Source organism: uncultured Pigmentiphaga sp. (genome assembly GCF_937950555.1).
In the GTDB taxonomy this organism is placed as follows: Bacteria; Pseudomonadota; Gammaproteobacteria; order Burkholderiales; family Burkholderiaceae_B; genus Pigmentiphaga.
Window position 1 is genome coordinate 119,955 of sequence record NZ_CALFCW010000012.1, and the last position, 23,009, is coordinate 142,963.

The following is a 23,009-nucleotide window of genomic DNA, read 5'->3' on the forward strand; positions in this document are numbered from 1 at the left end:
TTGGCGGGGCCTGCCTTCCGGGGCCTCAGCCCTCGGTGCTGCCGGCGGGTTGCGCCAGCACGGCGTGCCGGCGCGAGTAGAGGAAGTACACCGCCAGGCCCACGAGCACCCACAGGCTGAACGCGACCCACGTGAAGCGGTTGAGGTGGGCGATGAGGAATACGCAGCAGGCTACCGCCGCGAGCGGCACGAAGGGCACGCCGGGGCAGCGGAATCCCCGTGGCAAGTCGGGCTGGGTCTTGCGCAGCACGATGACCGCCAAGGAGATGAGTGAGAAGGCGGTCAGCGTGCCGATGTTGATCAGTTCCGCCAGTACGGCGAGCGGCACGAGGCCCGCGATCAGGGCGAACACGAGCCCCACCGACCAAGTGAGGCTGAACGGCGTCGCAAAGCGGGGATGCAGGACGGACAGCCTGCGGGGCAGCAGACCGTCGCGCGCCATGGCATAGAGAATGCGGGTCAAGCCATAGCTCATGACCAGGATGACGGTCGTCATGCCAAGGATCGCGCCTATGTCGACTACGCCCGCCAGCCCCATCTGGCCGGTGCGCTGCAATGCCAGCGAAACGGGGTGATCGGGGTCGGCGGCGAAATCCCGGTAGGGGACGATGCCGGTCATGACGAGCGTCACCAGTACGTACAGCACGGCGCATATCAACAGCGAGCCGAGGATGCCCAGGGGCAACGAACGCTGTGGATTCCGGACTTCCTCGGCCGAGGAAGCGACCGCGTCGAAGCCGATGAAGGCGTAGAACATCAGGGCCGCGCCCGCGAAGACACCGCTCATGCCATAGGGCATGTAGGGTGTCCAGTTCTCGGTCCGTACGTGCATTGCACCGGCGGCGATGAACAGCACGATCACCGCGATCTTGATCAAGACCATGATGTTGTTGACGCGCTTGGATTCGCGTATGCCGACGGAGAGCAGCGCGGTGACCGCGAAGAGCACGAGGAATGCCGGCAAGTTGAAGAGGGTGTCGCGGCCGGGGATCGCGCCGGGGGCGGCGCGCAAGGCCTCCGGCAGGTGCATGCCCAGGCTGGCGATGAGTGACTGGAGGTACCCCGACCATCCGGCCGCGACGGCCGAGGCGGCCAGGCCGAATTCCAATATCAGTATCCACCCGATTAGCCAGGCGGGCAGTTCGCCCAACGTCGCATAGACGTACGTATAGACCGAGCCGGAGACCGGTAGCGACGAAGAAAACTCGGCATACGAGAGGGCCGAGAAGAAACACGCCACGGCAGCAAGCACGAAGGAGAGGGAGAGGGCAGGGCCGGCAATGAGGCTGCCTGCGCCCGTAAGTATGAAGATGCCGGACCCCACGACTGCGCCCACGCCCAGCATGATGAGATCGAAGGTGGATAAGGATTTGCGCAGGCCCGCCTGGCGGCGCTGCTCCATCATGCTGTCTATGGTCTTGACGCGGAACAGGTCCATGATTACTCCGCTCGAAACGGCGCTGGGCGATGCGGCGCACATCCGGGCGTGACAGCATGCGCATGGCCTCGCCAGCAGGAATCGAACCTGCATCTGAGCCTTAGGAGGGCCCCGTTCTATCCATTGAACTATGGCGAGCGACACAACCGGCAACCGCCGCGACCCGCATGAATGCTGGGTTTCCCGTCGATGCACCGGAAAACCGGACCATCGGGCTTGACGGCCTCGGCCCGAGCGGGAGTGTAGCATTCATTGGCTGGGTTGAACCGGCTGTCGTCAGTGCGTCGGAGGGGCCGCGCGTAGCAGTGCCTCGTCGATCGAGGCCGGCGTGAGGCCGGGCGCGAGCTTGCCGATGAATTCGTACAAGTGGCGGGGCCAGTAGGCACCGCGCCGGACCAGCACGTACACGGTGCTGGTCGGGAATAGATGATCGACCGGACGGGCGTCCAGGCTTCGATCGCGGTGGCGGGAGTAGGCAATGTGGGGAATCACGGCGAGGCCGAGGCCGGCGGCGGCATAGCTCTTCATGATTTCGACATCCGTGCCGCGCATGGCGATTTGCGGGGCCAGCCCTGCGGATTCGAATGCCTCGTTGACGCGGCGGCCGATGAGGTGCTGTTCGCTATAGGTGATGAGCGGATGCCGGGCGATGGCTTGCAGCGTCAACGGCCGCGTACCGAAGACGGGATGCCCGCGTTCCCCGACCAGCACGTGTTTGAGTTCATAGCACGGAATGCTTGCGAGCGAGGGCGGCAGGACGATCGGTGCCGTCGAAAGGCCGAGGTCCATTTCCCCGGCAGCGACTAGGTCGGCGATTTCCGAGGGCGTCGCCTGCACCAGGTGCAATCCGACGCCGGGGTGGCGCTTGGCAAATGCGGCGATGATGTCCTGCAAGGCATAGCGCGCATGCGTATGCGTGGTCGCGATGGCGAGCCGCCCGCTCGCTTCGCGCCGGTGGTCCGACACAATGTGGGAGATATCCTCAGTGGCGGCCAGGATGCCGCGCATGCAATGCAACACCTGCCGGCCGACGTCGGACAGTCCGAGGATGCGGCTCTTGGCCCGGACCAGCAGTGCGACGCCGAGGCTTTCTTCCAGCTGTCCGAGCTGCTTGCTGACTGCCGACTGCGTGGTGTTCAGGCTGCGGGCCGCCCGCGAAACGTTCATGTCGTGATCCACGACGGCGCAGAAGGCCCGGATTTGCTGGAGCTTCATGAAAGGCAAGGCAATGGAAGGAAGGTAATTCCCATTTGGAATGGACTTGCCCAATTTATCATTTCCCGGAAACGGAGAATGACTCTACGATGCGCACATCACTCTGTCATTCCAGCGAGGCATCACCGTGACTTCAGATCCTTCTTCCTCGGCGCTCGAAGCGCTGCAAGCCTGGGTTGGCCGAAGCGAGACCAATGCCGATGTCGTCACGCCCCAGCTGGCTGAGCGCCTGTCGGCCACCCTGGAAGCGCGGCGCGGCACCTCGTTCGCCCGCGGGGACGAACTGCCGCAGATGTGGTACAGCGTCTTGTTTCCGCGCGTGGTGCCACGCTCGCAGCTGGGCCGCGATGGGCATCCCGCGCTGGGCGATTTCCTTCCGCCCGTGCCGCTGCCCAAGCGCATGTTTGCGGGCAAGCGCATCGAGTTCGTCGCGCCCATTCGCATCGGCGACGAGCTTGAGCGTGTTTCGACCATCGCCTCGGTCACGCCCAAGCAAGGCAGTTCCGGCCCATTGGTGTTCGTGACCGTGCGCCACGTGGTCAGCAATGCGGCAGGCACGGCGGTGATCGAAGAGCAGGACGTGGTGTATCGCGACAGCACGCTGGGCAAGCAAGGGGCTGCCAAGGGTGCGCCGGAATTCCAGGCCGAGCGGCGCTCCGATCCCATCGTCGCGGATACGGTCATGCTGTTTCGCTACAGTGCGCTCTGCTTCAACGGCCATCGCATCCACTACGACCAGCCCTATGCCACGCAGGTGGAAGGGTATCCCGGGCTGGTCGTCAATGGCGGGCTGTCCACGTTGTGCGCGACGGAACACCTCTACGAGGCCTGGGAGGGCGTGCGGTTGGCGCGCATATCGACGCGCAACACGGCGCCGCTGTTCGAAGGCGAGGTGTTCCACGTTGAAAGCCGTACCGGCGATGAACCGGGCACGATTGCATTCCGCGTGGTGACCGAGAGCGGCAAGACCACCTTGCAAGGGGTGGCGACCCGGGCGGCGCATCCGGCCGCAGCGTGAGTAGGGGAGGAAGACATGACGACGAGCATGGCCGAGATGGCCAAACGACGCGACCTGCCGGTGTGGCGGTCGTTGCTGTATGTGCCGGCGAACGTGCCGCGCTTCATCGAGAAGGCGCACACCCGTGGCGCGGACGCCATCCTGCTGGACCTGGAAGACAGCGTGCCGGCCGGTGAAAAGGAGGCGGCGCGCGGCGCCGTGGCGAGCGCCGCCGCCCACGTGCGGCAGGGCGGTGCCGACGTGCTGGTGCGTGTGAACCGGCCGCTCGCCCTATGCGTGCGCGACATCGAGGCCAGCGTGTGCGCCGAGGTCGACGGCATCGCCATCACCAAGGTGGACGGCCCTTCGCACGTGCGCCTGCTCGACGAGCTGGTGACCGAGCTGGAATCCGAGCGGGGCCTGCCGCTCGGCAAGACGCGGTTCCTGCTGATGATCGAGACTCCCGAGGCGTTCGAGCAGATGACCGACATCGCGCGCGCATCGCCGCGCGTGGCGGCCATGAACATCGGTGGCGAGGACTTCGCCTTGAACGGCGGCTTCGAGCCGACCGACGAAGCCCTGCTCATGCCCAAGCAGCGCATGATCCTCGCCGCGCGCGCGGCCGGCGTCATGCCCCTGGGGTACATCGGGACGGTGGCCGACTTCTCCGACTGGGAAAAATTCCGTGCCATGGTCCGCCGGTCGCGGCAGTTCGGTTTCGATGGCGCGAGCTGCGTCCATCCCGGGCAGGTCGCGATCGTGAATGAGGAATACGGCCCGCGGCCGGACGAACTGGCCTACGCCAAGCGCGTCATCGCGGCGGCGGACCAGGCCCAGGCGGAGGGGCGCGCGTCGTTCCAGTTGGATGGCAAGATGATCGACATCCCGGTGATCGAGCGCGCGCGCAGGCTCTTGGCGCGCCAGGAGCGCGTCGAGGCGCGCGCTGCCGCCCGCAGGTAACCGTCGGGAGGGGCCGGGGCAGGGCCGCCTTCCCCGGCGGTTCCGGGGCGGCGGGCGAACTGCCCCGACGCTACAATCCTGGAGACCATGGCTCACAGGCGCGGGCCTCCAACGCGCCGCCATGGCAGCTAGGTCATCCTCTCATGTCGTCATCGCCCAACCACAGCCCCTCCTCCGTCTCCGTCGACCGCGTCGTCGTGTACGCGTCCTTTGTCCTGTTGTTCTCCATGGGGGCGCGCGCCACCTTTGGCTTGCTCATGCAGCCCATGGGGCTGGCGCACGGTTGGGGGCGCGACGTTTTTTCCCTTGCTTTCGCCATCCAAAATTTGGTTTGGGGCCTGTCTGCGATCCTGATGGGGTCGGTGGCGGACAAGTGGGGGTCAGGCCGCACCATCGTGATTTCCGCGTCGTTGTATGCGCTCGGGCTCATCGGCACGCGCTATGCGAGCTCCGAGCCCATGCTGTACCTGAGCGCGGGCGTGCTGGTGGGCCTGGGCCAGGCGGGTACTACGTTCGCGGTACTGCTTCCCGTCGTGGCGCGCGCCGTGCCGCTGGAACGACGCAGTACCGCCATGGGCTTTGCCAGTGCCGGGGGCTCGATGGGGCAGTTCGTCGTGACGCCGGTGGGCCAATGGCTGATCGACCGATTCGACTGGACCGGGGCGCTGTGGGCTTTGTCCGCCATGATCTTGCTGGCGCTGCCCCTGGCTTCCCGGCTGACCGGCCGGCCCGCACATGTGGCCGGCGCCCAGTCCCTGGGTGCCGCCGTGCGCGAAGCCTTCGGTGATCGCTCCTACCATTTCCTGTTCTGGAGCTACGCGGTGTGCGGGTTCCACACCGCCTTCATCACTCTCCACCTTCCCGCCTTTGTCGTCGATGGTGGCCTGAACGCATCCAGCGGCGCGATGGCCATCGCCCTGATCGGTTTGTTCAACGTGATCGGGTCATACTGGGCGGGCAGGATGGGCGGACGCCACAGCAAGAAGCATTTGCTCGCCTTGCTGTACGCGACGCGCTCGGCCGCGATCTTGCTGCTCCTGTTCCTGCCGCTTACGCCGGCCCTGCTGTACGTGTTCTCGGCGCTGATGGGGTTGGTGTGGCTGGGCACGGTTCCCCTGACGACGGGGCTCGTCGGCCAAATCTACGGCATGCGTTATGCCGCGACCCTGTCTGGCATCGTGTTTTTCGGCCACCAGATCGGCAGTTTCGTCGGCGTGTGGCTGGGCGGCAAACTGTACGTGGCGACGGGCAGTTACGACGTGGTCTGGTGGTTGTCCGTTGGGCTGGGCTTGGTCGCCGCAGCGCTTTGCCTGCCAGTGCGCGAGCAGGCCCTCGTACCGGCGAGGACGGCCGCATGAAGTCGCCGAGCAGCCGCTTTCCCGGCCGTTTTATTCGCGGGAGATGGCGCGCGCTGCTTGCTTATACTTTGCTGGGCGCCGTGCTTGCGGTAGCCTTCCTGGGCTATTTGCGACCCGAACTGGTGGTCGGCTGGGATGCGCTCATGGCCCTGTGCGGCTATTGAGGTGGGCGCATCCGGTACGGCGGGGCCAGGTTTTCGTCCCTCCGTACAATAGGCCTTCATTTTTCAGTTGCTGGGGAAAACTTGGCTACTCGTTACAACGAAGCTTCCATCCGGGTGCTGAAGGGGTTGGAGCCCGTCAAACAGCGCCCGGGCATGTATACGCGAACCGAAAACCCGCTGCACATCGTGCAGGAGGTCGTCGACAACGCAGCGGACGAGGCCCTGGCCGGCTATGGCAAGCACCTGCAGGTCACGCTGCACGCCGATGGCAGCGTGACGGTGGAGGATGAAGGCCGGGGCATACCCGTGGGCATGCATCCCGAAGAAAACGCACCCGTCGTCGAGCTGGTGTTCACGCGTTTGCACGCCGGCGGCAAATTCGACAAACAGGGCGGCGGCGCGTATTCCTTTTCCGGCGGCCTGCACGGCGTCGGCGTCTCCGTCACCAATGCCTTGTCGTCGAGGCTCGAAGTGACCGTCTGGCGCGACGGCCAGGCGCACCGGCTGGTTTTCGAGCACGGCGACGTGGTCGAGGAACTTGCGCAGGTTTCCGATCCCGCCCGCAAGAAGAGCGGCACCCGCGTGCGCTGCTGGCCCGATCCCAAGTACTTCGACAGTAGCGTCATCCCCCTCGGAGAGCTGACCCGCCTGCTTCGCAGCAAGGCCGTGCTGTTGCCCGGCGTGAAGGTGACGCTCCATGTGGAAAAAACGGGCGAGACGCAAAGCTGGCTCTACGAGCAGGGCCTGCGCGGCTACCTGACCGAAGCCCTGGCGGGTGCAGAACTGCTGATTCCCCTGTTCGAAGGGGAGCAATATGCCGGCGCCGACCACGAGAGCTTTTCCGAAGGCGAGGGCGCACAATGGGTCGTGGCCTGGACCGAAGACGGCAACGTGGTGAGGGAGTCCTACGTCAACCTAATCCCCACGCCTGCGGGCGGCACGCATGAAGCAGGACTGCGCGACGGCCTGTTCAACGCGGTCAAGAGTTTCATCGAACTGCACAACCTCAGCCCCAAGGGCGTCAAGCTGCTGCCCGAAGACGTCTTCGCCCGGGCGAGCTTCGTCCTTTCGGCCAAGGTGCTCGATCCCCAATTCCAGGGCCAGATCAAGGAAAGGCTGAACAGCCGCGATGCGGTGCGCTTGGTGGGCGGCTTTTGCAAGCCGGCGCTGGAGCTCTGGCTCAACTCGCACGTGGAGTACGGCAAGAAGCTGGCCGAGCTCGTCATCCGGCAGGCGCAGTCGCGCGTGCGGGCCACGCAGAAAGTCGAAAAGCGCAAGAGTTCGGGCGTGGCGGTGCTGCCTGGCAAGCTCACCGACTGTGAAAGCACCGACGTCTCGCGCACTGAGGTCTTCCTGGTCGAAGGGGATTCGGCCGGCGGATCGGCCAAGATGGGCCGCGACAAAGAATTCCAGGCCATCCTGCCGCTGCGCGGCAAGGTGCTTAACGCATGGGAAGTCGAACGGGACCGCCTGTTCGCCAACAATGAGATCCACGACATTGCCGTGGCGATAGGCGTCGATCCGCACGGCCCGGGAGACGATCCAGATCTTTCCGGCCTGCGCTACGGCCGCATCTGCATTCTGTCCGATGCCGACGTGGATGGCTCGCACATCCAGGTGCTGCTGCTCACGCTGTTCTTCCGCCATTTCCCGAAGCTGGTCGAAGCCGGCCACGTGTACGTCGCGCGTCCCCCGCTTTTCCGGGTGGACGTGCCGGCGCAGGGCAAGCGCCCGCCGCGCAAGCTCTATTGCCTGGACCAGGGCGAGCTGGCCGCGGTGGAAGACAAGCTGCGCAAGGAGGGCGTGCGCGAAGGGTCCTGGACCATCAGCCGCTTCAAGGGCCTGGGCGAGATGAGCCCCGAGCAACTTTGGGAAACCACGATGAACCCTGATACCCGGCGCCTGCTGCCGGTGGGCTACGGCGATCTCAGCGCCGAGGAGACCACGCGCATCTTCGACATGTTGATGGGCAAGGGCGAGGCCGCGCAGCGGCGTTCGTGGCTGGAAGAAAAAGGTGACTTGGCCGAGGTGGATATTTAATGACGGATGAACGACAACCCGGCTTGTTCGAGGCGCCGGGCGGCGACGACGCGATCACGCTGGCGCGCTACGCCGAGCAGGCCTATCTCGATTATGCAGTGTCGGTAGTGAAGGGGCGCGCGCTGCCCGATGTGAGCGACGGCCAGAAGCCGGTGCAGCGGCGCATCCTGTACGCCATGCAGGCCATGGGGCTGGGCCCCAACGCCAAGCACGTGAAGTCGGCGCGCGTCGTGGGCGACGTGCTCGGCAAATATCACCCGCACGGCGACCAGGCCGCGTACGATGCGCTGGTGCGCATGGCGCAGTCGTTTTCGCTGCGCTATCCGCTCATCGACGGCCAGGGCAACTTCGGTTCGCGTGACGGCGATGGCGCGGCCGCCATGCGTTATACCGAGGCCCGGCTCACCCCTATCGCCCGCCTTCTGCTGGACGAGCTCGACGAAGGCACGGTCGATTTCGTCCCGAACTACGACGGCTCGCACCAGGAGCCCAAGCAGCTGCCTGCGCGCTTGCCCATGGTGCTGCTCAATGGCGCGTCGGGCATCGCGGTGGGGATGGCGACGGAGATCCCGCCCCACAACCTGCGAGAGGTCGCCCAGGCGGCAGTCGCGCTGTTGAAGAACCCCAAGCTCCCGGACGAAGAGCTCTACGCATTGCTGCCCGGCCCCGATTACCCTGGGGGTGGGCAGATCATTACGCCCCAGTCCGAGATCGCGCAGATCTTCAGCCTCGGCCGCGGCTCCATCAAGGTGCGTGCACGCTGGAAGTTCGAGGAAATGGCGCGCGGCCAGTGGCAACTGGTGGTGACGGAGCTGCCGCCGGCGACGTCGTGCCAGAAGGTGCTCGAGGAAATCGAGGAGCTCACCAATCCCAAGATCAAGGCCGGCAAGAAGAGCCTGACCGCCGAGCAGCAGCAGACCAAGGCGGCGCTGCTCGGCCTGCTCGATACGGTGCGCGACGAATCCGGCAAGGACGCGCCGGTGCGCCTGGTGTTCGAGCCCAAGACTTCGCGCGTGGACAGGGACGAATTCATCAACACCCTGCTGGCGCATACGTCGATGGAGAGCAGCGCGCCCATCAACCTGGTGGCGGTTGGCAATGACGGCCGTCCGCGCCAGAAATCCATGCGCGAGATCCTCGAGGAGTGGCTGGCGTTCCGTACGCAAACCGTCACGCGGCGTTCGCGGTATCGGCTGGACAAGGTGCTCGACCGCATCCACGTGCTCGAAGGCCGCATGGTGGTCTACCTGAACGTGGATGAGGTAATCCAGGTCATCCGCGAATCGGACGAGCCCAAGCCCGCGCTGATGCAGGCTTTCAAACTGTCGGAGCGGCAGGCCGAGGACATCCTCGAGATGCGGTTGCGGCAGTTGGCGCGCCTCGAAGGCTTCAAGATCGAGCAGGAACTGAAAGACCTGAAGGAGGAGCGCGCCAAGCTGGAAGACCTGCTGGCGAATCCGTCTTCGCTCAAGCGTCTCATCGTCAAGGAAATCGAAGCCGATGCCAAGCAGTACGGCGACGACAGGCGCACGCTCATCGAGGCCGCCGAGCGCGCCACGGTCGAGGCCAAAGTCATCGACGAGCCCGTTACCGTCATCGTGTCGCAGAAGGGCTGGTTGCGGGCCAGGCAGGGGCACGGCCACGACGCCAGCCTGTTCACCTTCAAGGCCGGCGATGCCCTCTATGGCGCGTTCGAATGCCGCACGACCGACACACTGGTCGCCATCGGCAGCAACGGACGCGTCTATTCCGTCGCGGTCAACGCATTGCCGTCGGCGCGCGGGGACGGGGTTCCGGTCACGACGCTCATCGACCTGGAGCCGGGAACCCATATCCAGCACATGGTCGCCGGGCCGGCCGACGGCCGCTGGCTGCTGACCACGGAACGCGGCATGGGCTTCATCACGCGGCTGGGCGACATGGTGACGCGCCAGCGTGGCGGCAAGCAGTTCATGTCCCTCGATGCGGGCGACCGGCCACTGCGGCCGGTGCCGCTGTTCGACGGGGCGGAGTCGCTCGCGCTCTTGTCGGCCAAGGGGCGCTTCTTGGTGTTCGGCCTCGCGGAGGTCAAGACCTTGTCGGCCGGCGGCCGAGGCACGACGCTGATGGACGTCGACGCCAAGGACAGCCTGGCGCAGGTCGTCCCGGTCGGGCCAGGCGGGTTGCGGGTCAGTGGCATCTACCGCAACAAGCCTTATGAAGACATTCTCGCGGGTGAGGCGTTGGCAGCCTACGTCGGGAAGCGGGCACGCAAGGGAAGGCTGCTCGACGTCAAGGCCAAGCAACCCGTGTTGTCGCCGGTGTTGTAAATCATGATGGGCAAGTGGCTGGCGGCGGTTCTGGTGGCGGGGGCGTTGACAGGATGCTCTCCGGTCAATCCGTACTACGATCCCAACCAGCCGCATCACACCAAGCAGGGTTTCCGCAACCTGTACTCTCACGCTACCCCGGGCAAGGTGGATTTCTGGCGGTGGCAGTTCGACCGCTGGATGCGCGGCCTGCCGCATCCTCCCGAGGAGTCGCTCACCCCGGTCGTGGCCGACGTCGCGTGGCTCAAGGAGCCGTCTTCCGAGGTGCGCGTCACCTGGATCGGCCACTCGACGCTACTGGTGCAGCTGGGGCAGTTCAATTTGTTGACCGACCCGATCTTTTCGGAACGGGCCTCGCCCGTCAGCTTCGCCGGTCCCAAGCGCCACCAGCCCCCGGGCGTCGCGCTGGAGGACCTTCCCCGGATCGACGCCGTGGTCATCTCTCACAACCACTACGATCACCTCGACCTCGCGTCGGTCAGGGCGCTTGCCAAGCAACGGGGCGGGCCTCCGGTCTTCATGGTGCCGCTGGGCGTGGACGTCTGGTTCCGCAAGAATGTGCCCGAGGCCGTGGACCTGCGGCCCTTGGACTGGTGGGGGCAGACCATCGTGGGCGACGCCGTCTTCACGCTGCTGCCGGTCCAGCACTGGAGCGCCCGCACCCCCTTCGACCGCAGCGCGACGCTGTGGGGCGCGTGGGCCGTCCGGACCCGGGAGCCGGCCTTTAATTTCCTGTTCGGCGGCGATTTCGGCTATTCGCGGGACCTCGCCACCATCGGCGAGCGCGCCGGCCCCTTCGACCTGGCGGCGCTGCCCATAGGCGGATATGCGCCGCGTTGGTTCATGCGCGTCCACCACATGAACCCGACCGAAGCCGTGCAGGTGCATCGCGAGGTGCGGGCCAAGGCCTCGGTGGGCATCCACTGGGGAACCTTCGAGCTGACCGACGAGCCCCTGGACCAGCCGCCGCACGAACTGGCCCGGGCCATGCGTTACGCCGAAGTGCCGCCCGAGGAGTTCTTCGTCATGCGCCATGGCGAAACCCGCATCCTGCGTGACGGCCGCTGGCTGGTGCGGGCGCCCGGGGATTGACCTCCCTCCTGCCCGTCGCGGCCTTGTCTTGATTTGGTCATTGATGGGCTGTATAAAAAAACAGTCAGAGATAGCGATAGGCAATCCGTTGAGGAGGACGCTGTGGCGCATCTGGTTCTCGCGCTCGATGTGGCCGGTACGCCGGTGCACTGGGTGGACATCGAAAAGGCCATCAGCCTGCACGTCGCGGGCCGGGTGGCATGGGAACTGGGGGAAACCACGGTCACCTACCGCGGCGGCACCAACCGGTTGACGGGGCAGGTTTCCACCGTCAGCACCGCCAGCATCATCGCCGTGCGCGGCCGTGAGTTCCGCGGCGACCGGGCGGCGTCCATCAGCATCAGCCGCGAGCGGCTGTTCGCGCGCGACCGATACATCTGCGGCTACTGCGGCGGCTGTTTCCCCGAGTCGGAACTCACCATCGAACACGTCCGCCCTGAGTCCCGCGGGGGCACCACGACCTGGGAAAACGTCGTCACCGCCTGCCGGGCCTGCAACCAGCGCAAGGGCAACCGCACGCCGGAACAGGCGGGGATGCCGCTGCTTTATCTGCCTTACCGGCCCAATCGCTGGGAGGGCATGATCCTGCGCAACCGCCGCATCCTGGCCGACCAGATGGAATTCCTCATGGCCGGGGTGCCTCCCACCAGCCGCCTGGCCGCCTGATCCGGACCGGCTACACTTGAAATATTTTTAGCCGCCCCCATGTGGCGGCCAGGGCGTGTCGCCCGCCAACAACATTCCGTTTCATCACAGTGCATCACCTGCGCCGTCCGTCGCGGGCGCCGCGGCCCGGCCGGCCGTGCCGCTGGCCGCCGCCGTGCAGGGCGGGCAGGATGCCTTTCGACGACATGAGCCAGACCGCACAAACCTCCGAGACCCTGGGCTTCCAGACCGAAGTCAAGCAGTTGCTGCACTTGATGATTCATTCGCTGTACAGCAACAAAGAAATCTTTCTGCGCGAGCTCGTCTCGAACGCCTCCGACGCTTGCGACAAACTCCGCTTCGAGGCCATCGACCGCCCCGAGCTATTGGAGGGCAGCGGGGAGTTGGCGATACGCGTCGGCTTCGACAAGGCTGCGCGCACCATTACGATTTCCGATAACGGGATAGGCATGAGCCGGGAAGAGGCGATCGCCAATCTCGGAACCATCGCCCGCTCGGGCACGCGTGAGTTCTTCCAGCAACTGACGGGCGACAAGCAGAAGGATGCCCAGCTGATCGGCCAGTTTGGCGTGGGGTTCTATTCGTCCTTCATCGTGGCCCAGAAAGTCACCGTCGTCAGCCGCCGGGCGGGACTGCCCGCGGACCAAGCGATCCGCTGGGAGTCCACCGGCGACGGCGAGTTCACGATTTCGCCCGCCGAGAAGGCCGAGCGCGGCACGGACATCATCCTGACGCTGCGCGAAGGCGAGGACGAATTCCTGTCGTCATGGAGGCTGCGCGAGATCCTGCGCCGGTATTCCGACCACATCTCCATCCCGATCCGGATGAAGAAGGAGGAGTGGGACGAGAAGAAGTCCGAATACGTGACCAAGGACGAAGAGGAAACCGTCAACCAGGCAAGCGCCCTGTGGACGCGCAACAAGTCTGACATCACCGAAGAGCAGTACGTCGAGTTCTATAAGCACGTCGCGCACGACTTCGAAGGCCCGCTCGCCTGGACGCACAACCGGGTCGAAGGCCGCACCGAGTACATCCAGCTGCTATACATACCCAAGCGCGCCCCCTTCGATCTCTGGGACCGCACCCAGAAGCACGGCGTCAAGTTGTACGTCAAGCGCGTCTTCATCATGGATGACGCCGAGCAGCTCCTGCCAACGTACTTGCGCTTCGTGCGCGGCGTCATCGATTCGGCCGACCTGCCCCTCAACGTTTCCCGCGAAATCTTGCAAGAGAGCCGCGACGTGCGCGCGATCCGCGAGGGCAGCGCCAAGCGCGTCCTGGGCTTGCTCGAAGACTTGGCCGAGAATCGCAAGGAAGACTATGCGACCTTCTGGAAGACATTCGGCCAGGTGCTCAAGGAGGGCGTGGGCGAGGATGCGGCCAACATGGAGCGCATCGTCAAGCTGCTGCGTTTCGCCTCGACGCATGAGGGCGTGCCCGAGCAGACCGTCTCCCTGGCCGATTACGTCTCCCGCATGAAAGAAGGGCAGGACAAGATCTACTACGTCACGGCCGAGACGTTCGCCGCCGCGAGCAATAGCCCGCACCTGGAAATCTTCCGCAAGAAAGGCATCGAGGTACTGCTGCTGACCGACCGCATCGACGAATGGATGCTGTCCTTCTTGCGCGAGTTCGAGGGCAAGCCGCTGGTCTCCATCGCCAAAGGCGGGCTGGACCTGGGTGCGATGGCCGACGCGGAAGAGAAGAAACAGCAGGAAGAAGTCTCCGAGACCTTCAAGCCCGTGGTCGAGCGCCTGAAGAAAACGCTGGGCGATGCGGTCAAGGACGTGCGCGTGACTTTCCGCCTAGTCGATTCGCCTGCCTGCGTCGTGGTGGACACCCACGAAATGAGCCAGCACCTGCAGCGCCTGCTCAAGGCGGCCGGGCAGGCCACGCCGGAGACGCGTCCCATCCTCGAAGTCAACCCGCACCATGCGTTGATCGAGCGCATCAAAGACGCGCCGGACGAAGCGTTCGAGCAATGGGCCAAGCTATTGCTGGACCAGGCCTTGCTGGCAGAAGGTGCCACCCTCGAAGACCCGGCGGCCTTCGTGCGCCGGATGAACAGCCTGCTGCTGAGCCAGTCTTGAGCCGCGGTCGCCGCAGCGCCGCCGGGCGGATGCGTCCCGCCTCGGCCGGCCCCAGCGAACTCGACGATCCCACTTTCTCCGAAGAAGACGGGATCCGGTATCTGCATTTCGGCAGCCCCTGGATACAAGGGGCGATGAAGGTGCGCAGCCCGTATTCGCTGGTGCTCGAATACACGCGCCAGATGATGGCGTGGCTGTTGTTCCTCGAACCACCAGAGCGCCCCGAGGCCATCGGCGCCCTAGGGCTGGGCGCCGGTTCGCTGGTGCGGTTCTGCCTCAAGCACACCGACAGCGTAGTGCACGCCGTCGAATGGAATCCCCGCGTGACGGCCGCATGCCACGCCTATTTCCGGCTGCCGGAGCAGAACGAACGTTTTCTTGTGACGCACGCGGACGCCGGCGAATGGGTGCAGGACATTGCCAACCGCGGCAGCTGCCGCGTCTTGATGGTGGACTTGTACGACCATGAGGCGCGCGGCCCGGTGCGCGACTCTGTGGCGTTTTACCGCGGCTGCCGCCGCGTGGTCAGCGCCCATGCGCGCCAGGCTGGCGTGGTGACCGTCAACCTGTTCGGTGCGCACGAAAGTTTTGAACTCAATCGTCGCAATCTCGAAGAAGCGTTCGAGGGACGCGTGTTGATGCTGCCCGAGATCGAGGAGGGTAACCGCGTGGCCATCGCCTTGGCGGGCCCACCGCTCGCCGTCGACGCGTCCACACTGTTGTCCCGGGCCGAGGAGGTCGAACGGCGCTACGGTTTGCCGGCCCGCAAATGGGCCCGCTCGCTGGCGTCCGAGTTGGGACGGATCCAGTCGGCAGCGCCATGAAGGCAGATCGCTCGACGAACGGTGACGGCGCGCTCAGCGGTTTTCCGCCAGTGCTGGATCGCGAGACGTCCATCCTCATCCTGGGCAGTTTTCCGAGCGTGGCCTCGCTGGCGCAGGGCCAGTATTACGCTCACCCGCGGAACCAGTTCTGGCGCCTGCTCGGTGCCTGCCTGGGCATCGAGCTCGCCGCGCTTCCGTATCCGGACCGATTGCGCACGTTGCTCGCGCGCGGCGTAGGCATCTGGGACGTGGTCGCCCGTTGCCGCCGCCAAGGCAGCCTCGACGCCAGCGTCACCGATGCGCAGGCCAATCCCCTCGCCGCATATCTGCGCGAGCACGCGCCTCGTGTATCGCGCATAGGCTTTAACGGCGGGCTCTCGTGGAAGCTGGGCCGCCATTTGGCCGACCACGGATACCGGGTATACCGGCTCCCCTCGTCCTCGCCTGCTGCAGCCCTGCATAGCTTTGAACAAAAGCTCGCGCAATGGCGGATGCTGTTCGACGAGTGAAGCCGATTCTGCGCTGTTGCCGGCCGCTCGCTTCTACAATGGCGCATCGCTTTTCCGGGGGAGAGGATGGATGCCTTGCGGATTTCGCTGGCGGGCGAGAAGGTCGTGCTTGAGGCTTTGACGCGAGAGCACGCAGCCAGCCTGGCGGAGGCGGCGCGTGACGGCGACGTCTGGCGCACGCCGTATACCCATATTCCGGCCGACCTGGCGTCGGCCCAGAACTACGTCGATGTCGCCCTGGCGGCGCGGGATGCCGGGGAGGCCATTCCTTTTGCGACGACCCTGCGCGACGGGGGCAAGCTCGTCGGAAGCACGCGCTATTGCCGCATCGACCGCGCGCATCGCAAACTGGAGATTGGCTATACCTGGATCGCCGGCTCGTGGCAGCGCAGCTTCGTGAATACCGAGGCCAAGTACCTGATGCTGCGCTATGCCTTCGAGTACCTGGGATGCCTGCGGGTGCAATTGCAGACCGATGCCCTGAATGCACAATCCCGCCGTGCCATCGAAAGGCTGGGCGCAAAGCTCGAAGGCATCCTGCGCAAGGATCGCATCATGCCGGACGGGCGGCGTCGTGACTCCGCCATGTACAGCATCATCGAAGAAGAATGGCCGCAAGTGCGGGCCGCGCTGGAGCTGCGGCTGACGCAAGGCGGCATTACGCCGCGCCTGGAGCCGTTGCCGCATTGAGAAGGGCCGGCACGCCGCGTGTCCGGGTGGGGTGCCTAGTGTCGCGATGGGCGCGCCCATAGGCGTGCGCCGCCCGCCGCCCCCTTCAGCCGACCAGTAGCTTCCGTCGCTTCAGGATGTCCTGGATCTGGCCCAGCCGGCTTTGCGGGTCGCCGTCGGCCAGCAAGTGGCGTTGCTGGGGCGGCAGGAGCGGCAGCAGCTCCGCCCAGCGGTTGGCGACCCACCCGCACTCGTCCAGGCGGAACGGCGGGGCGAATGGCATCTCGGCGACCGGTATCCGCTCTTGCTGCATGTCGGCGATCAGGCGTCCGAGGGTGTTGGCGCTGGGTTGCAGGGACTCGGGTATCGGTGTCGGGGGATCATCGGGCAAGCACTCGATTTCTCCGACCCAAAGCCCGTACTTGCGCTGCTCGCTCGAGAGCAGGCGAAAACGCGTCGTGCCCACGCAGCGCAGTTGCATGAGCCCCGGCATGGGCACGTCCCAGCGTTCGATCTTCGCCATGGTGCCGAAATCGGCGAGGACTTCTTTCCCTTCGGGGGTGCGGACCTCGTTGCCGGCCAGCAGCGGCACGACGCCGAACTCGCTTTGTTCGGCAATGCACTGTTTGACCATGTCGAGGTAGCGGATTTCGAAGACGCGCAGGTGTAGGATGCCCTCTGGGTAGAGCGCCCGGCTGAGGGGGAAGAGAGGTATCGGATTCATGGCAGCACGCGGGGGATGGCCCTGCCGCCAGGATAACGCGTTATCGCGTCCCCCAGGCAAGGATGTGGCCGAAACGGCGTAAGCAAGCGTTGCTACGGTCGGGTTAGTCGGCCAGCTGGGAGACGTCCTGGTCTGCGCATGCCATGAGCAAATCGCGGACGCGGCCCCGTGGCAGTGCCAGGTCGGGGTCGATGTCAGCCAGCGGCCGCAGCACGAAAGCGCGCGCGTGCATCCTCGGATGGGGCAGGGTGAGCCGGGGCGTATCCAGTTGGAGGTCATCGTACGCGAGCAGGTCGAGATCCAGCGTGCGTGGGGCGTTCCGGTAGGGCCGCTCGCGTCCGTGGGCTAGTTCTATGCCCTGGAGTGCGTCGAGCAGGTCGAGCGGCGCCAGCGCGGTGCGTAGGCGCACCACGGCGTTCACGTAGTCAGGCCCGCTCGATTCCACGGGGGCGGTGCGGTAGAAGTGCGACCGGGCTTCCAGGCGCATGTGGGGATGCGCGGCGAGCTCGGAGAGCGCGCGTTGCAGCGTGGCGAGCGGATCGCCCAGGTTGGCGCCGAGCGCCACCCATGCCGTATGCCCGCCGGCGTCGCTCATCCTGCCACCGGCGTGGCGCCGCCTTCGGTTCCGCCGCCCGCACGCGAACGGCCGCTGCGCCGGCGGCGTTTGCGGCCGGATCCTTCTCCGGACGCACGGGGTTGCCTGGCCAGCTCGTCCAGCATGGCGGCGCGTTTGGCGTCGTTCGCGTCCGCGAGATCCATCCACCATTGCGCCAGCTGCGCGTCCACTTCGCCCGCGGCCGCGCGCAGCTGCAGGAAGTCGCAGGCGGCGCGGAAGCGGGGCTGCTCCAGCATGCGCCAGGCGGCCTTGCTTTGCCGCCGCTCGAAGCGGGGCTGCATGAACCAGATCTCGCGCATGTCGGAGACGAAGCGGCGCTGTATGGCGAGTTTTTCCGTCTGGTCGTCCAATACCGAATCCACGGCCATGCCCAGTGCCGGGATGGGGAGTTCACCAGCGGCCCGGTATTGCTGCCAGCGCTGGTTGACCTGTTGCCAGAGCAGCGCCGCGAACAGGAAGCTCGGGCTGACCGACTTGCCGCTGCGCACGCGCATGTCCGTGCGTTCCAGCGCCAGCTCGACGAAGCGTTCGCCGTCAGGCTGGTCGAGCACGACGTCGAGCAGCGGGAGCAGGCCCTTGTGCAGTCCTTCGGCGCGCAGGCGGCGCAGGCAGTCCATCGCGTGGCCGCAGGTCAGCATCTTGAGCATTTCGTCGAACAGCCGCGAGGCCGGCACATTCTCGATCAAATGCGCCATGTCGCGGATCGGCGCGAGCGTGGCCGGCGCGATGGTGAAGCCGAGCTTGGCCGCAAAGCGTATGCCCCGCAGCATGCGCACCGGGTCTTCACGGTAGCGCTTGGCCGGATCCCCGATGATGCTGATGACTTTTTTCTTTAGGTCGGCAACGCCGTTGTGATAATCGATGACGATCTCGGTGGCCGGGTCGTAATACAGCGCGTTCAGCGTAAAGTCCCGGCGCGCCGCGTCTTCTTCCAGGGTGCCGAATACATTGTCGCGGAGGATGCGGCCGTGCTCGTCGGTGGTCTGCTCGTCGGAGCTGGACGCCCGGAACGTGGACGTTTCGATGATCTCCTGTCCGAACACCACGTGCACGAGGCGGAACCGGCGGCCGATGATCCGGGCGCGGCGGAACAGCGCCTGGACTTGTTCGGGCGTGGCATCGGTAGCCACGTCGAAATCCTTGGGTTGGGCGCCGACGATGAGGTCGCGCACCGCGCCGCCCACGATGTAGGCCTGGTATCCGTGCTCGTGCAGTACGTCGCAGACCTTGATGGCATGTCGCGAGACGAGCCGGCGATCGATGCCATGCTTGGATTGCGGGACGCGCTGCGGTGCATGCCGCCGGACGCTCAGGATGGGGCGCGCTGCCCGTGGCGTAAAGAGTTTGCTGATGAGCTTCTTGATCATGCGAACAAATCCATGATGCGCCAGCCACGGTCGCGCGCAAGCTTGCGCAGCGTGTCGGAGGGATTGGCGGCGACCGGGTCGGTCACCGCCTCGAGCAGCGGGACGTCGTTCATCGAGTCGCTATAGAAAAAAGACTGCTGGAAATCAGACAGTTGCCAGCCGCGTTCGGCCAGCCATTGGTTGACGCGCGTCACCTTCCCTTCCCGGAAGCAGGGAATGCCTTGTATGCGGCCGGTAAAGCGGCCGGCCACGTATTCGGGTTCGGTCGCTAGCAAGGTCGGGATGCCGAAGGCGCGGGCGATCGGTGCCGTCACGAAGGAGTTGGTGGACGTGGCGATGGCGCACAGGTCTCCTGCCTCCAGGTGGCGACGCACCAACGCGATGGCCTGGTCGGTGATGGCGGGCCGGATGACTTGGGCCATGAATTCTTCGTGCCAGCGCGCGAGATCGTAGGGCGTGTTCTGCGCCAGCAGGCCGAGCATGAACTCGGCCGATTCGAGGGCAGTCAGTTCGCCCGCGTCGTAGCGGCGCATCAATTCTTCGTTCTTGGCGCAGGCCGCCGCGGGGTCGCCGACGTGCCCGCTGCGGGCGAGGAAGTCGGCCCATCGGTAGTCGCTGTCGAGCGGAAGCAGCGTATGGTCCAGGTCGAACAGGGCGAGGCGTGCGGGCGGCGCTTGCGTGGGAGTCATGACAACGAAGAATGCGGTTGTGGAGAGGATGATTGATGTTGCTCGGCCAGCATGGCACGCAAGAGCGGAAGCGTGATAGGCCGCTTGGCTGCCAGGGAGTAGTGGTCCAGCGCGTCGAGCAACGCGGTCAGCTGCCGCATGTCCCGCTCATAGTGGGTGAGGATCCAGTTGACCACTTCGGGAGCGAGGTTCAGCCCCCGGCTCGCGGCCTGCCGGATGAGTGCGTCCGTTTTCTCGGCGTCGGACAGGACATCCAGGCGGAATACCAGGTCCCATCCCAGCCGGGTACGCAGGTCTTCCCGGATTTCCAGCTGTCCCGGCGCCAGTTCGCCGGCAACGATCAGCGACAGGGCCATGTCCGTCGCCGTCAACTCGCGCCATCGGTTGTATAGCGTGAAGACAGCGCCTAGGCGAGCTTCATCGAGCAGGTGCAGGTCATCGATCGCGACTAGGCCGGGCCGGGCCTCGGCATCTTCGGGCTGGGCGGCGCGCTTGTAGGCCGACACCGGGCTGCGGCTGTCGAGGTAGACGGCCCCGGCATGCGCAGACAAGGCGCGCAGCAAGTGCGTGCGCCCGCAGCCCGCGGGACCCCACAGGTACACGGCGCGGCCCGGCGGCAAGGTGCGCAGCGTCTCCAGGGCCTCGGTATTGGGGCCTGGGACGTAGTTTTCCAGGGTCGGTGCCGGCGCGGCGAGCACGTCGAGTAGCAACTGCTTCATGAAATGCGGCTAATAAGACCCGCAGCGTCGGACGATCATGGCGTTGGAAGGCGACAGGTCGGGCCGGGCAAGGCTGCGCAGGCAGGAAAGAAACGCAAATGCGGCAGCGCGGTTCGTAGCTGACGCAGGGCGGCCGGCGGGATCCTTCCCGCCGTAAGACCCTTTGATCTGCGTGGAAATACCAATCATCGTAAAATTATAGCTTTCAGGCGTTCCCTGGCTGTTTTTTTGCTGCGATCGCCCGCGTCGCGGGGTCGCGCCCGCCTGCGGCGGGCCTGCGCCGGCCAGAAACGAGATACCGCTTCCTCCCGCCCGGCGAACGAGAACGCGCCCCCGGGGCGAGCCCAACCCACTATTTTCGGTCCATTCCATGTCCGCACAACAACCCAGCGCTTCTTCCTTGACTTATCGTGACGCGGGCGTCGACATCGATGCGGGGGATGCCCTGGTCGAACGCATCAAGCCACTCGCCAAGCGCACCCTGCGCGAAGGGGTGCTGGCCGGCATAGGCGGGTTCGGGGCGTTGTTTGAAGTGCCGAAGAAATACCGCGAGCCCGTGCTGGTCTCCGGCACGGACGGCGTCGGCACCAAGCTGCGGCTCGCGTTTTCGTGGAACAAGCACGACACGGTGGGCATCGACCTCGTGGCGATGAGCGTCAACGACATTCTCGTGCAGGGCGCCGAGCCTTTGTTTTTCCTCGATTATTTCGCCTGCGGCCGGCTCTCGGTGGACACGGCCGCGACCGTGATCGGCGGCATCGCCAAGGGCTGTGAGCTGGCCGGATGCGCATTGATCGGCGGCGAAACGGCCGAAATGCCGGGCATGTATCCCGATGGCGAGTATGACCTGGCGGGGTTTGCCGTTGGCGCCGTGGAAAAATCCAAGGCCATCGACGGCCGCCGCATCCAGGTCGGCGACGCGGTCCTGGGGCTGGCTTCCAGCGGAGCCCATTCAAATGGCTACTCGCTGGTCCGCAAGATCCTCGAGCGCGCCGGCGCCCAACCGGACCAGGATTTCCACGGCCAGCCCCTGCGCGACGTCGTCATGGCTCCCACCCGCATCTATGTCAAGCAGGTGCTGGCGGCCATCGCCAAGCACGACATCAAGGGCCTGGCCCACATCACGGGCGGCGGCTTGCTGGACAACGTGCCGCGCATCCTGCAGCCCGGGCTGGCTGCCCGCCTGCACCGCGATGCTTGGAACATGCCGGAGCTCTTCGCTTGGCTGCAACGCGAGGGCGGTGTGGCCGATGCCGAAATGCATCGCGTGTTCAACTGCGGGATCGGCATGGTCCTCGTGGTCTCGGCCCAGGAGGCCGACGCCGTGGCGGCGACCCTGCGCGAGCAGGGCGAGACGGTCTACCGCATTGGCGAGATCGTCGAGCAGCAGCCGGGTGCCGCGCAAACGGTCGTCGTCTGACGAAGCGGCGGGGCGAGCGGGGCCCCGCCTCTGGCGCCCGGGGCGTCCGGCCCCGTGGCCTTAACCCAGGATCTCGCGCAGCGCCGCAACCAGCGCGTCGCACTCCGCGTCGGTTCCTATGGTGATGCGCAGGTATTGGTCGATGCGGGGCTGCTTGAAGTGGCGCACCAGCACTTTGCGCTCGCGCAGCCCCCTGAACAGCGCGGCACCATCGTGCGCCGGGTGGCGCGCAAAGACAAAGTTGGCCGCCGAGGGGAGTACTTCGAAGCCGAGCTGCGCCAGCTGTTCCGCCAGGCGCGTGCGCGACGCCATGATGGCGCGGCGGGTCTGCTCGAAATAGGCGACGTCTTCCATCGCGGCCGTGGCGCCGGCGATCGCAAGCCGGTCGAGCGGGTATGAGTTGAAGCTGCCCTTGACGCGCTCCAGGCCTTCTATCAGGTGCGGCTGGCCGATGGCATAGCCCACGCGCAGGCCGGCCAGGGACCGCGACTTGGACAGCGTTTGGACCACCAGCAGGTTCGGGTAGGTCCTGACCAGAGAAACGGCCGAGGTGCCGCCGAAATCGATATAGGCCTCGTCGATGACCACGGGCGAGTCCGGGTGGGCCTTCAGCAAGGCCTCGATGTCGTCCAGCGGCAGCAGGCGGCCGGTGGGGGCGTTCGGGTTGGGGAAGATGATCCCGCCGTTCGGAATGCCGTAATCCTGCACGCGGATGGAGAGGTCCGCCGTTAGCGGGACGGTGCAGTATTCAATGCCGTACAGCCCGCAGTAAACCGGGTAGAAGCTGTAGGTGATGTCCGGAAAGAGGAGCGGCAGGTCGTGCTTGAGCAGGCCCACGAAAACGTGCGCCAGCACTTCGTCAGAGCTGTTGCCCGCGAAAACGTGATCGGCCGGGACTCCGTGGAAGCTTGCTACCGCCGCCTTGAAGGACGTGGCCTCGGGGTCGGGATAGCGTCGCAGCGCTTCGCCGGCTGCATCGCGGATGGCTTCCAGCACGCGAGGCGAAGGCGGATACGGATTCTCGTTGGTATTGAGTTTGATCAGTCCGTCGATCTGCGGTTGTTCGCCGGGGACGTAGGGCGTCAGTTGCTGAGTGACGCGGCTCCAGTACCTGTTCATGAATCGTTTCGTCGAAAGCGCAAA

General features: G+C 65.7%; 21 protein-coding genes and 1 tRNA gene. 13 read left to right on the forward strand and 9 right to left on the reverse strand.

Annotation, left to right across the window (positions count from 1 at the left end; translation table 11 throughout):
- Positions 1-25 precede the first annotated feature (25 nt).
- From Q0319_RS02065 to Q0319_RS02075, 3 genes are all read right to left on the reverse strand, one after another.
- Positions 26-1,438 carry an amino acid permease gene (locus Q0319_RS02065; protein ID WP_296470268.1) on the reverse strand — a complete coding sequence of 471 codons (1,413 nt, stop codon included), beginning with the start codon at positions 1,436-1,438 and terminating at the stop codon, positions 26-28.
- A gap of 63 nt (positions 1,439-1,501) precedes the next feature.
- Positions 1,502-1,576: transfer RNA gene (locus Q0319_RS02070), tRNA-Arg, on the reverse strand.
- 138 nt (positions 1,577-1,714) lie between these two features.
- Positions 1,715-2,653: a LysR substrate-binding domain-containing protein gene (locus tag Q0319_RS02075; RefSeq protein WP_299450580.1), complete on the reverse strand. Its 939-nt coding sequence runs from the start codon at positions 2,651-2,653 to the stop codon at positions 1,715-1,717.
- 127 nt (positions 2,654-2,780) lie between these two features.
- Here Q0319_RS02075 and Q0319_RS02080 point away from each other — a divergent pair, with 127 nt between their 5' ends.
- From Q0319_RS02080 to Q0319_RS02135, 12 genes are all read left to right on the forward strand, one after another.
- Entirely contained in the window at positions 2,781-3,671 is an 891-nt protein-coding gene (locus Q0319_RS02080; protein ID WP_299450583.1) for a MaoC family dehydratase N-terminal domain-containing protein, read from the forward strand.
- A gap of 15 nt (positions 3,672-3,686) precedes the next feature.
- Positions 3,687-4,610, forward strand: a complete 924-nt coding sequence (locus tag Q0319_RS02085; RefSeq protein WP_299450586.1) for a CoA ester lyase — start codon at positions 3,687-3,689, stop codon at positions 4,608-4,610.
- Between the two features lie 143 nt (positions 4,611-4,753).
- Complete coding sequence (locus Q0319_RS02090; protein WP_299450589.1) at positions 4,754-5,968, forward strand: MFS transporter; 1,215 nt, start codon at positions 4,754-4,756, stop codon at positions 5,966-5,968.
- Complete coding sequence (locus Q0319_RS02095) at positions 5,965-6,132, forward strand: hypothetical protein (protein WP_299450591.1); 168 nt, start codon at positions 5,965-5,967, stop codon at positions 6,130-6,132. The genes Q0319_RS02090 and Q0319_RS02095 overlap by 4 nt, the downstream gene beginning before the upstream one ends.
- A gap of 81 nt (positions 6,133-6,213) precedes the next feature.
- The gene (parE, locus tag Q0319_RS02100; RefSeq protein WP_296463568.1) at positions 6,214-8,172 is read left to right on the forward strand and encodes a DNA topoisomerase IV subunit B; all 1,959 of its coding nucleotides are present in this window, start codon (positions 6,214-6,216) and stop codon (positions 8,170-8,172) included.
- Complete coding sequence (parC, locus tag Q0319_RS02105) at positions 8,172-10,481, forward strand: DNA topoisomerase IV subunit A (protein WP_299450596.1); 2,310 nt, start codon at positions 8,172-8,174, stop codon at positions 10,479-10,481. Before parE ends, parC begins: the two co-directional genes overlap by 1 nt.
- A gap of 3 nt (positions 10,482-10,484) precedes the next feature.
- Positions 10,485-11,573: an MBL fold metallo-hydrolase gene (locus Q0319_RS02110; protein WP_299450599.1), complete on the forward strand. Its 1,089-nt coding sequence runs from the start codon at positions 10,485-10,487 to the stop codon at positions 11,571-11,573.
- A gap of 111 nt (positions 11,574-11,684) precedes the next feature.
- Positions 11,685-12,239, forward strand: coding sequence for an HNH endonuclease (locus tag Q0319_RS02115; protein ID WP_299450648.1), 555 nt, complete (start codon positions 11,685-11,687; stop codon positions 12,237-12,239).
- 185 nt (positions 12,240-12,424) lie between these two features.
- Entirely contained in the window at positions 12,425-14,329 is a 1,905-nt protein-coding gene (htpG, locus tag Q0319_RS02120) for a molecular chaperone HtpG (RefSeq protein WP_296463574.1), read from the forward strand.
- 29 nt (positions 14,330-14,358) lie between these two features.
- Entirely contained in the window at positions 14,359-15,153 is a 795-nt protein-coding gene (locus Q0319_RS02125; protein WP_299450650.1) for a spermidine synthase, read from the forward strand.
- Positions 15,150-15,662 carry a DNA-deoxyinosine glycosylase gene (locus Q0319_RS02130; protein WP_296463576.1) on the forward strand — a complete coding sequence of 171 codons (513 nt, stop codon included), beginning with the start codon at positions 15,150-15,152 and terminating at the stop codon, positions 15,660-15,662. The genes Q0319_RS02125 and Q0319_RS02130 overlap by 4 nt, the downstream gene beginning before the upstream one ends.
- 66 nt (positions 15,663-15,728) lie before the next feature.
- Complete coding sequence (locus Q0319_RS02135; RefSeq protein WP_299450603.1) at positions 15,729-16,352, forward strand: GNAT family protein; 624 nt, start codon at positions 15,729-15,731, stop codon at positions 16,350-16,352.
- Positions 16,353-16,437: 85 nt separating this feature from the next.
- Here Q0319_RS02135 and Q0319_RS02140 read toward each other — a convergent pair whose 3' ends face one another.
- From Q0319_RS02140 to hda, 5 genes are all read right to left on the reverse strand, one after another.
- Positions 16,438-17,055 carry an LON peptidase substrate-binding domain-containing protein gene (locus Q0319_RS02140; RefSeq protein WP_296463581.1) on the reverse strand — a complete coding sequence of 206 codons (618 nt, stop codon included), beginning with the start codon at positions 17,053-17,055 and terminating at the stop codon, positions 16,438-16,440.
- 103 nt (positions 17,056-17,158) lie between these two features.
- On the reverse strand, positions 17,159-17,650 hold the full coding sequence (folK, locus tag Q0319_RS02145; protein ID WP_296463583.1) for a 2-amino-4-hydroxy-6-hydroxymethyldihydropteridine diphosphokinase: 492 nt from the start codon (positions 17,648-17,650) through the stop codon (positions 17,159-17,161).
- The gene (pcnB, locus tag Q0319_RS02150) at positions 17,647-19,038 is read right to left on the reverse strand and encodes a polynucleotide adenylyltransferase PcnB (protein ID WP_296463585.1); all 1,392 of its coding nucleotides are present in this window, start codon (positions 19,036-19,038) and stop codon (positions 17,647-17,649) included. Before pcnB ends, folK begins: the two co-directional genes overlap by 4 nt.
- On the reverse strand, positions 19,035-19,727 hold the full coding sequence (locus tag Q0319_RS02155) for an HAD family hydrolase (RefSeq protein ID WP_296463587.1): 693 nt from the start codon (positions 19,725-19,727) through the stop codon (positions 19,035-19,037). Before Q0319_RS02155 ends, pcnB begins: the two co-directional genes overlap by 4 nt.
- Complete coding sequence (gene hda, locus Q0319_RS02160) at positions 19,724-20,446, reverse strand: DnaA regulatory inactivator Hda (protein ID WP_296463590.1); 723 nt, start codon at positions 20,444-20,446, stop codon at positions 19,724-19,726. Before hda ends, Q0319_RS02155 begins: the two co-directional genes overlap by 4 nt.
- A 370-nt stretch (positions 20,447-20,816) precedes the next feature.
- On the opposite strand from hda, the gene purM reads away from it, so the two are divergent.
- Positions 20,817-21,866 carry a phosphoribosylformylglycinamidine cyclo-ligase gene (gene purM / locus Q0319_RS02165; protein WP_299450611.1) on the forward strand — a complete coding sequence of 350 codons (1,050 nt, stop codon included), beginning with the start codon at positions 20,817-20,819 and terminating at the stop codon, positions 21,864-21,866.
- Positions 21,867-21,926: 60 nt separating this feature from the next.
- Here purM and hisC read toward each other — a convergent pair whose 3' ends face one another.
- A complete protein-coding gene (gene hisC, locus Q0319_RS02170) occupies positions 21,927-22,985 on the reverse strand; it encodes a histidinol-phosphate transaminase (RefSeq protein WP_296463594.1) in 1,059 nt (352 codons plus the stop codon).
- Positions 22,986-23,009: the final 24 nt, after the last annotated feature.

Excerpts from the sequence above, each read along its gene's own strand:
- Q0319_RS02065 (WP_296470268.1), bottom strand. The coding sequence starts at position 1,438 with ATGGACCTGTTCCGCGTCAAGACCATAGACAGCATGATGGAGCAGCGC.
- Q0319_RS02075 (WP_299450580.1), bottom strand. The coding sequence starts at position 2,653 with ATGAAGCTCCAGCAAATCCGGGCCTTCTGCGCCGTCGTGGATCACGAC.
- Q0319_RS02085 (WP_299450586.1), top strand. The coding sequence starts at position 3,687 with ATGACGACGAGCATGGCCGAGATGGCCAAACGACGCGACCTGCCGGTG.
- Q0319_RS02090 (WP_299450589.1), top strand. The coding sequence starts at position 4,754 with ATGTCGTCATCGCCCAACCACAGCCCCTCCTCCGTCTCCGTCGACCGC.
- Q0319_RS02095 (WP_299450591.1), top strand. The coding sequence starts at position 5,965 with ATGAAGTCGCCGAGCAGCCGCTTTCCCGGCCGTTTTATTCGCGGGAGA.
- parC (WP_299450596.1), top strand. The coding sequence starts at position 8,172 with ATGACGGATGAACGACAACCCGGCTTGTTCGAGGCGCCGGGCGGCGAC.
- Q0319_RS02110 (WP_299450599.1), top strand. The coding sequence starts at position 10,485 with ATGATGGGCAAGTGGCTGGCGGCGGTTCTGGTGGCGGGGGCGTTGACA.
- htpG (WP_296463574.1), top strand. The coding sequence starts at position 12,425 with ATGAGCCAGACCGCACAAACCTCCGAGACCCTGGGCTTCCAGACCGAA.
- Q0319_RS02125 (WP_299450650.1), top strand. The coding sequence starts at position 14,359 with ATGCGTCCCGCCTCGGCCGGCCCCAGCGAACTCGACGATCCCACTTTC.
- Q0319_RS02130 (WP_296463576.1), top strand. The coding sequence starts at position 15,150 with ATGAAGGCAGATCGCTCGACGAACGGTGACGGCGCGCTCAGCGGTTTT.
- Q0319_RS02135 (WP_299450603.1), top strand. The coding sequence starts at position 15,729 with ATGGATGCCTTGCGGATTTCGCTGGCGGGCGAGAAGGTCGTGCTTGAG.
- Q0319_RS02140 (WP_296463581.1), bottom strand. The coding sequence starts at position 17,055 with ATGAATCCGATACCTCTCTTCCCCCTCAGCCGGGCGCTCTACCCAGAG.
- folK (WP_296463583.1), bottom strand. The coding sequence starts at position 17,650 with ATGAGCGACGCCGGCGGGCATACGGCATGGGTGGCGCTCGGCGCCAAC.
- pcnB (WP_296463585.1), bottom strand. The coding sequence starts at position 19,038 with ATGATCAAGAAGCTCATCAGCAAACTCTTTACGCCACGGGCAGCGCGC.
- Q0319_RS02155 (WP_296463587.1), bottom strand. The coding sequence starts at position 19,727 with ATGACTCCCACGCAAGCGCCGCCCGCACGCCTCGCCCTGTTCGACCTG.
- hda (WP_296463590.1), bottom strand. The coding sequence starts at position 20,446 with ATGAAGCAGTTGCTACTCGACGTGCTCGCCGCGCCGGCACCGACCCTG.
- purM (WP_299450611.1), top strand. The coding sequence starts at position 20,817 with ATGTCCGCACAACAACCCAGCGCTTCTTCCTTGACTTATCGTGACGCG.
- hisC (WP_296463594.1), bottom strand. The coding sequence starts at position 22,985 with ATGAACAGGTACTGGAGCCGCGTCACTCAGCAACTGACGCCCTACGTC.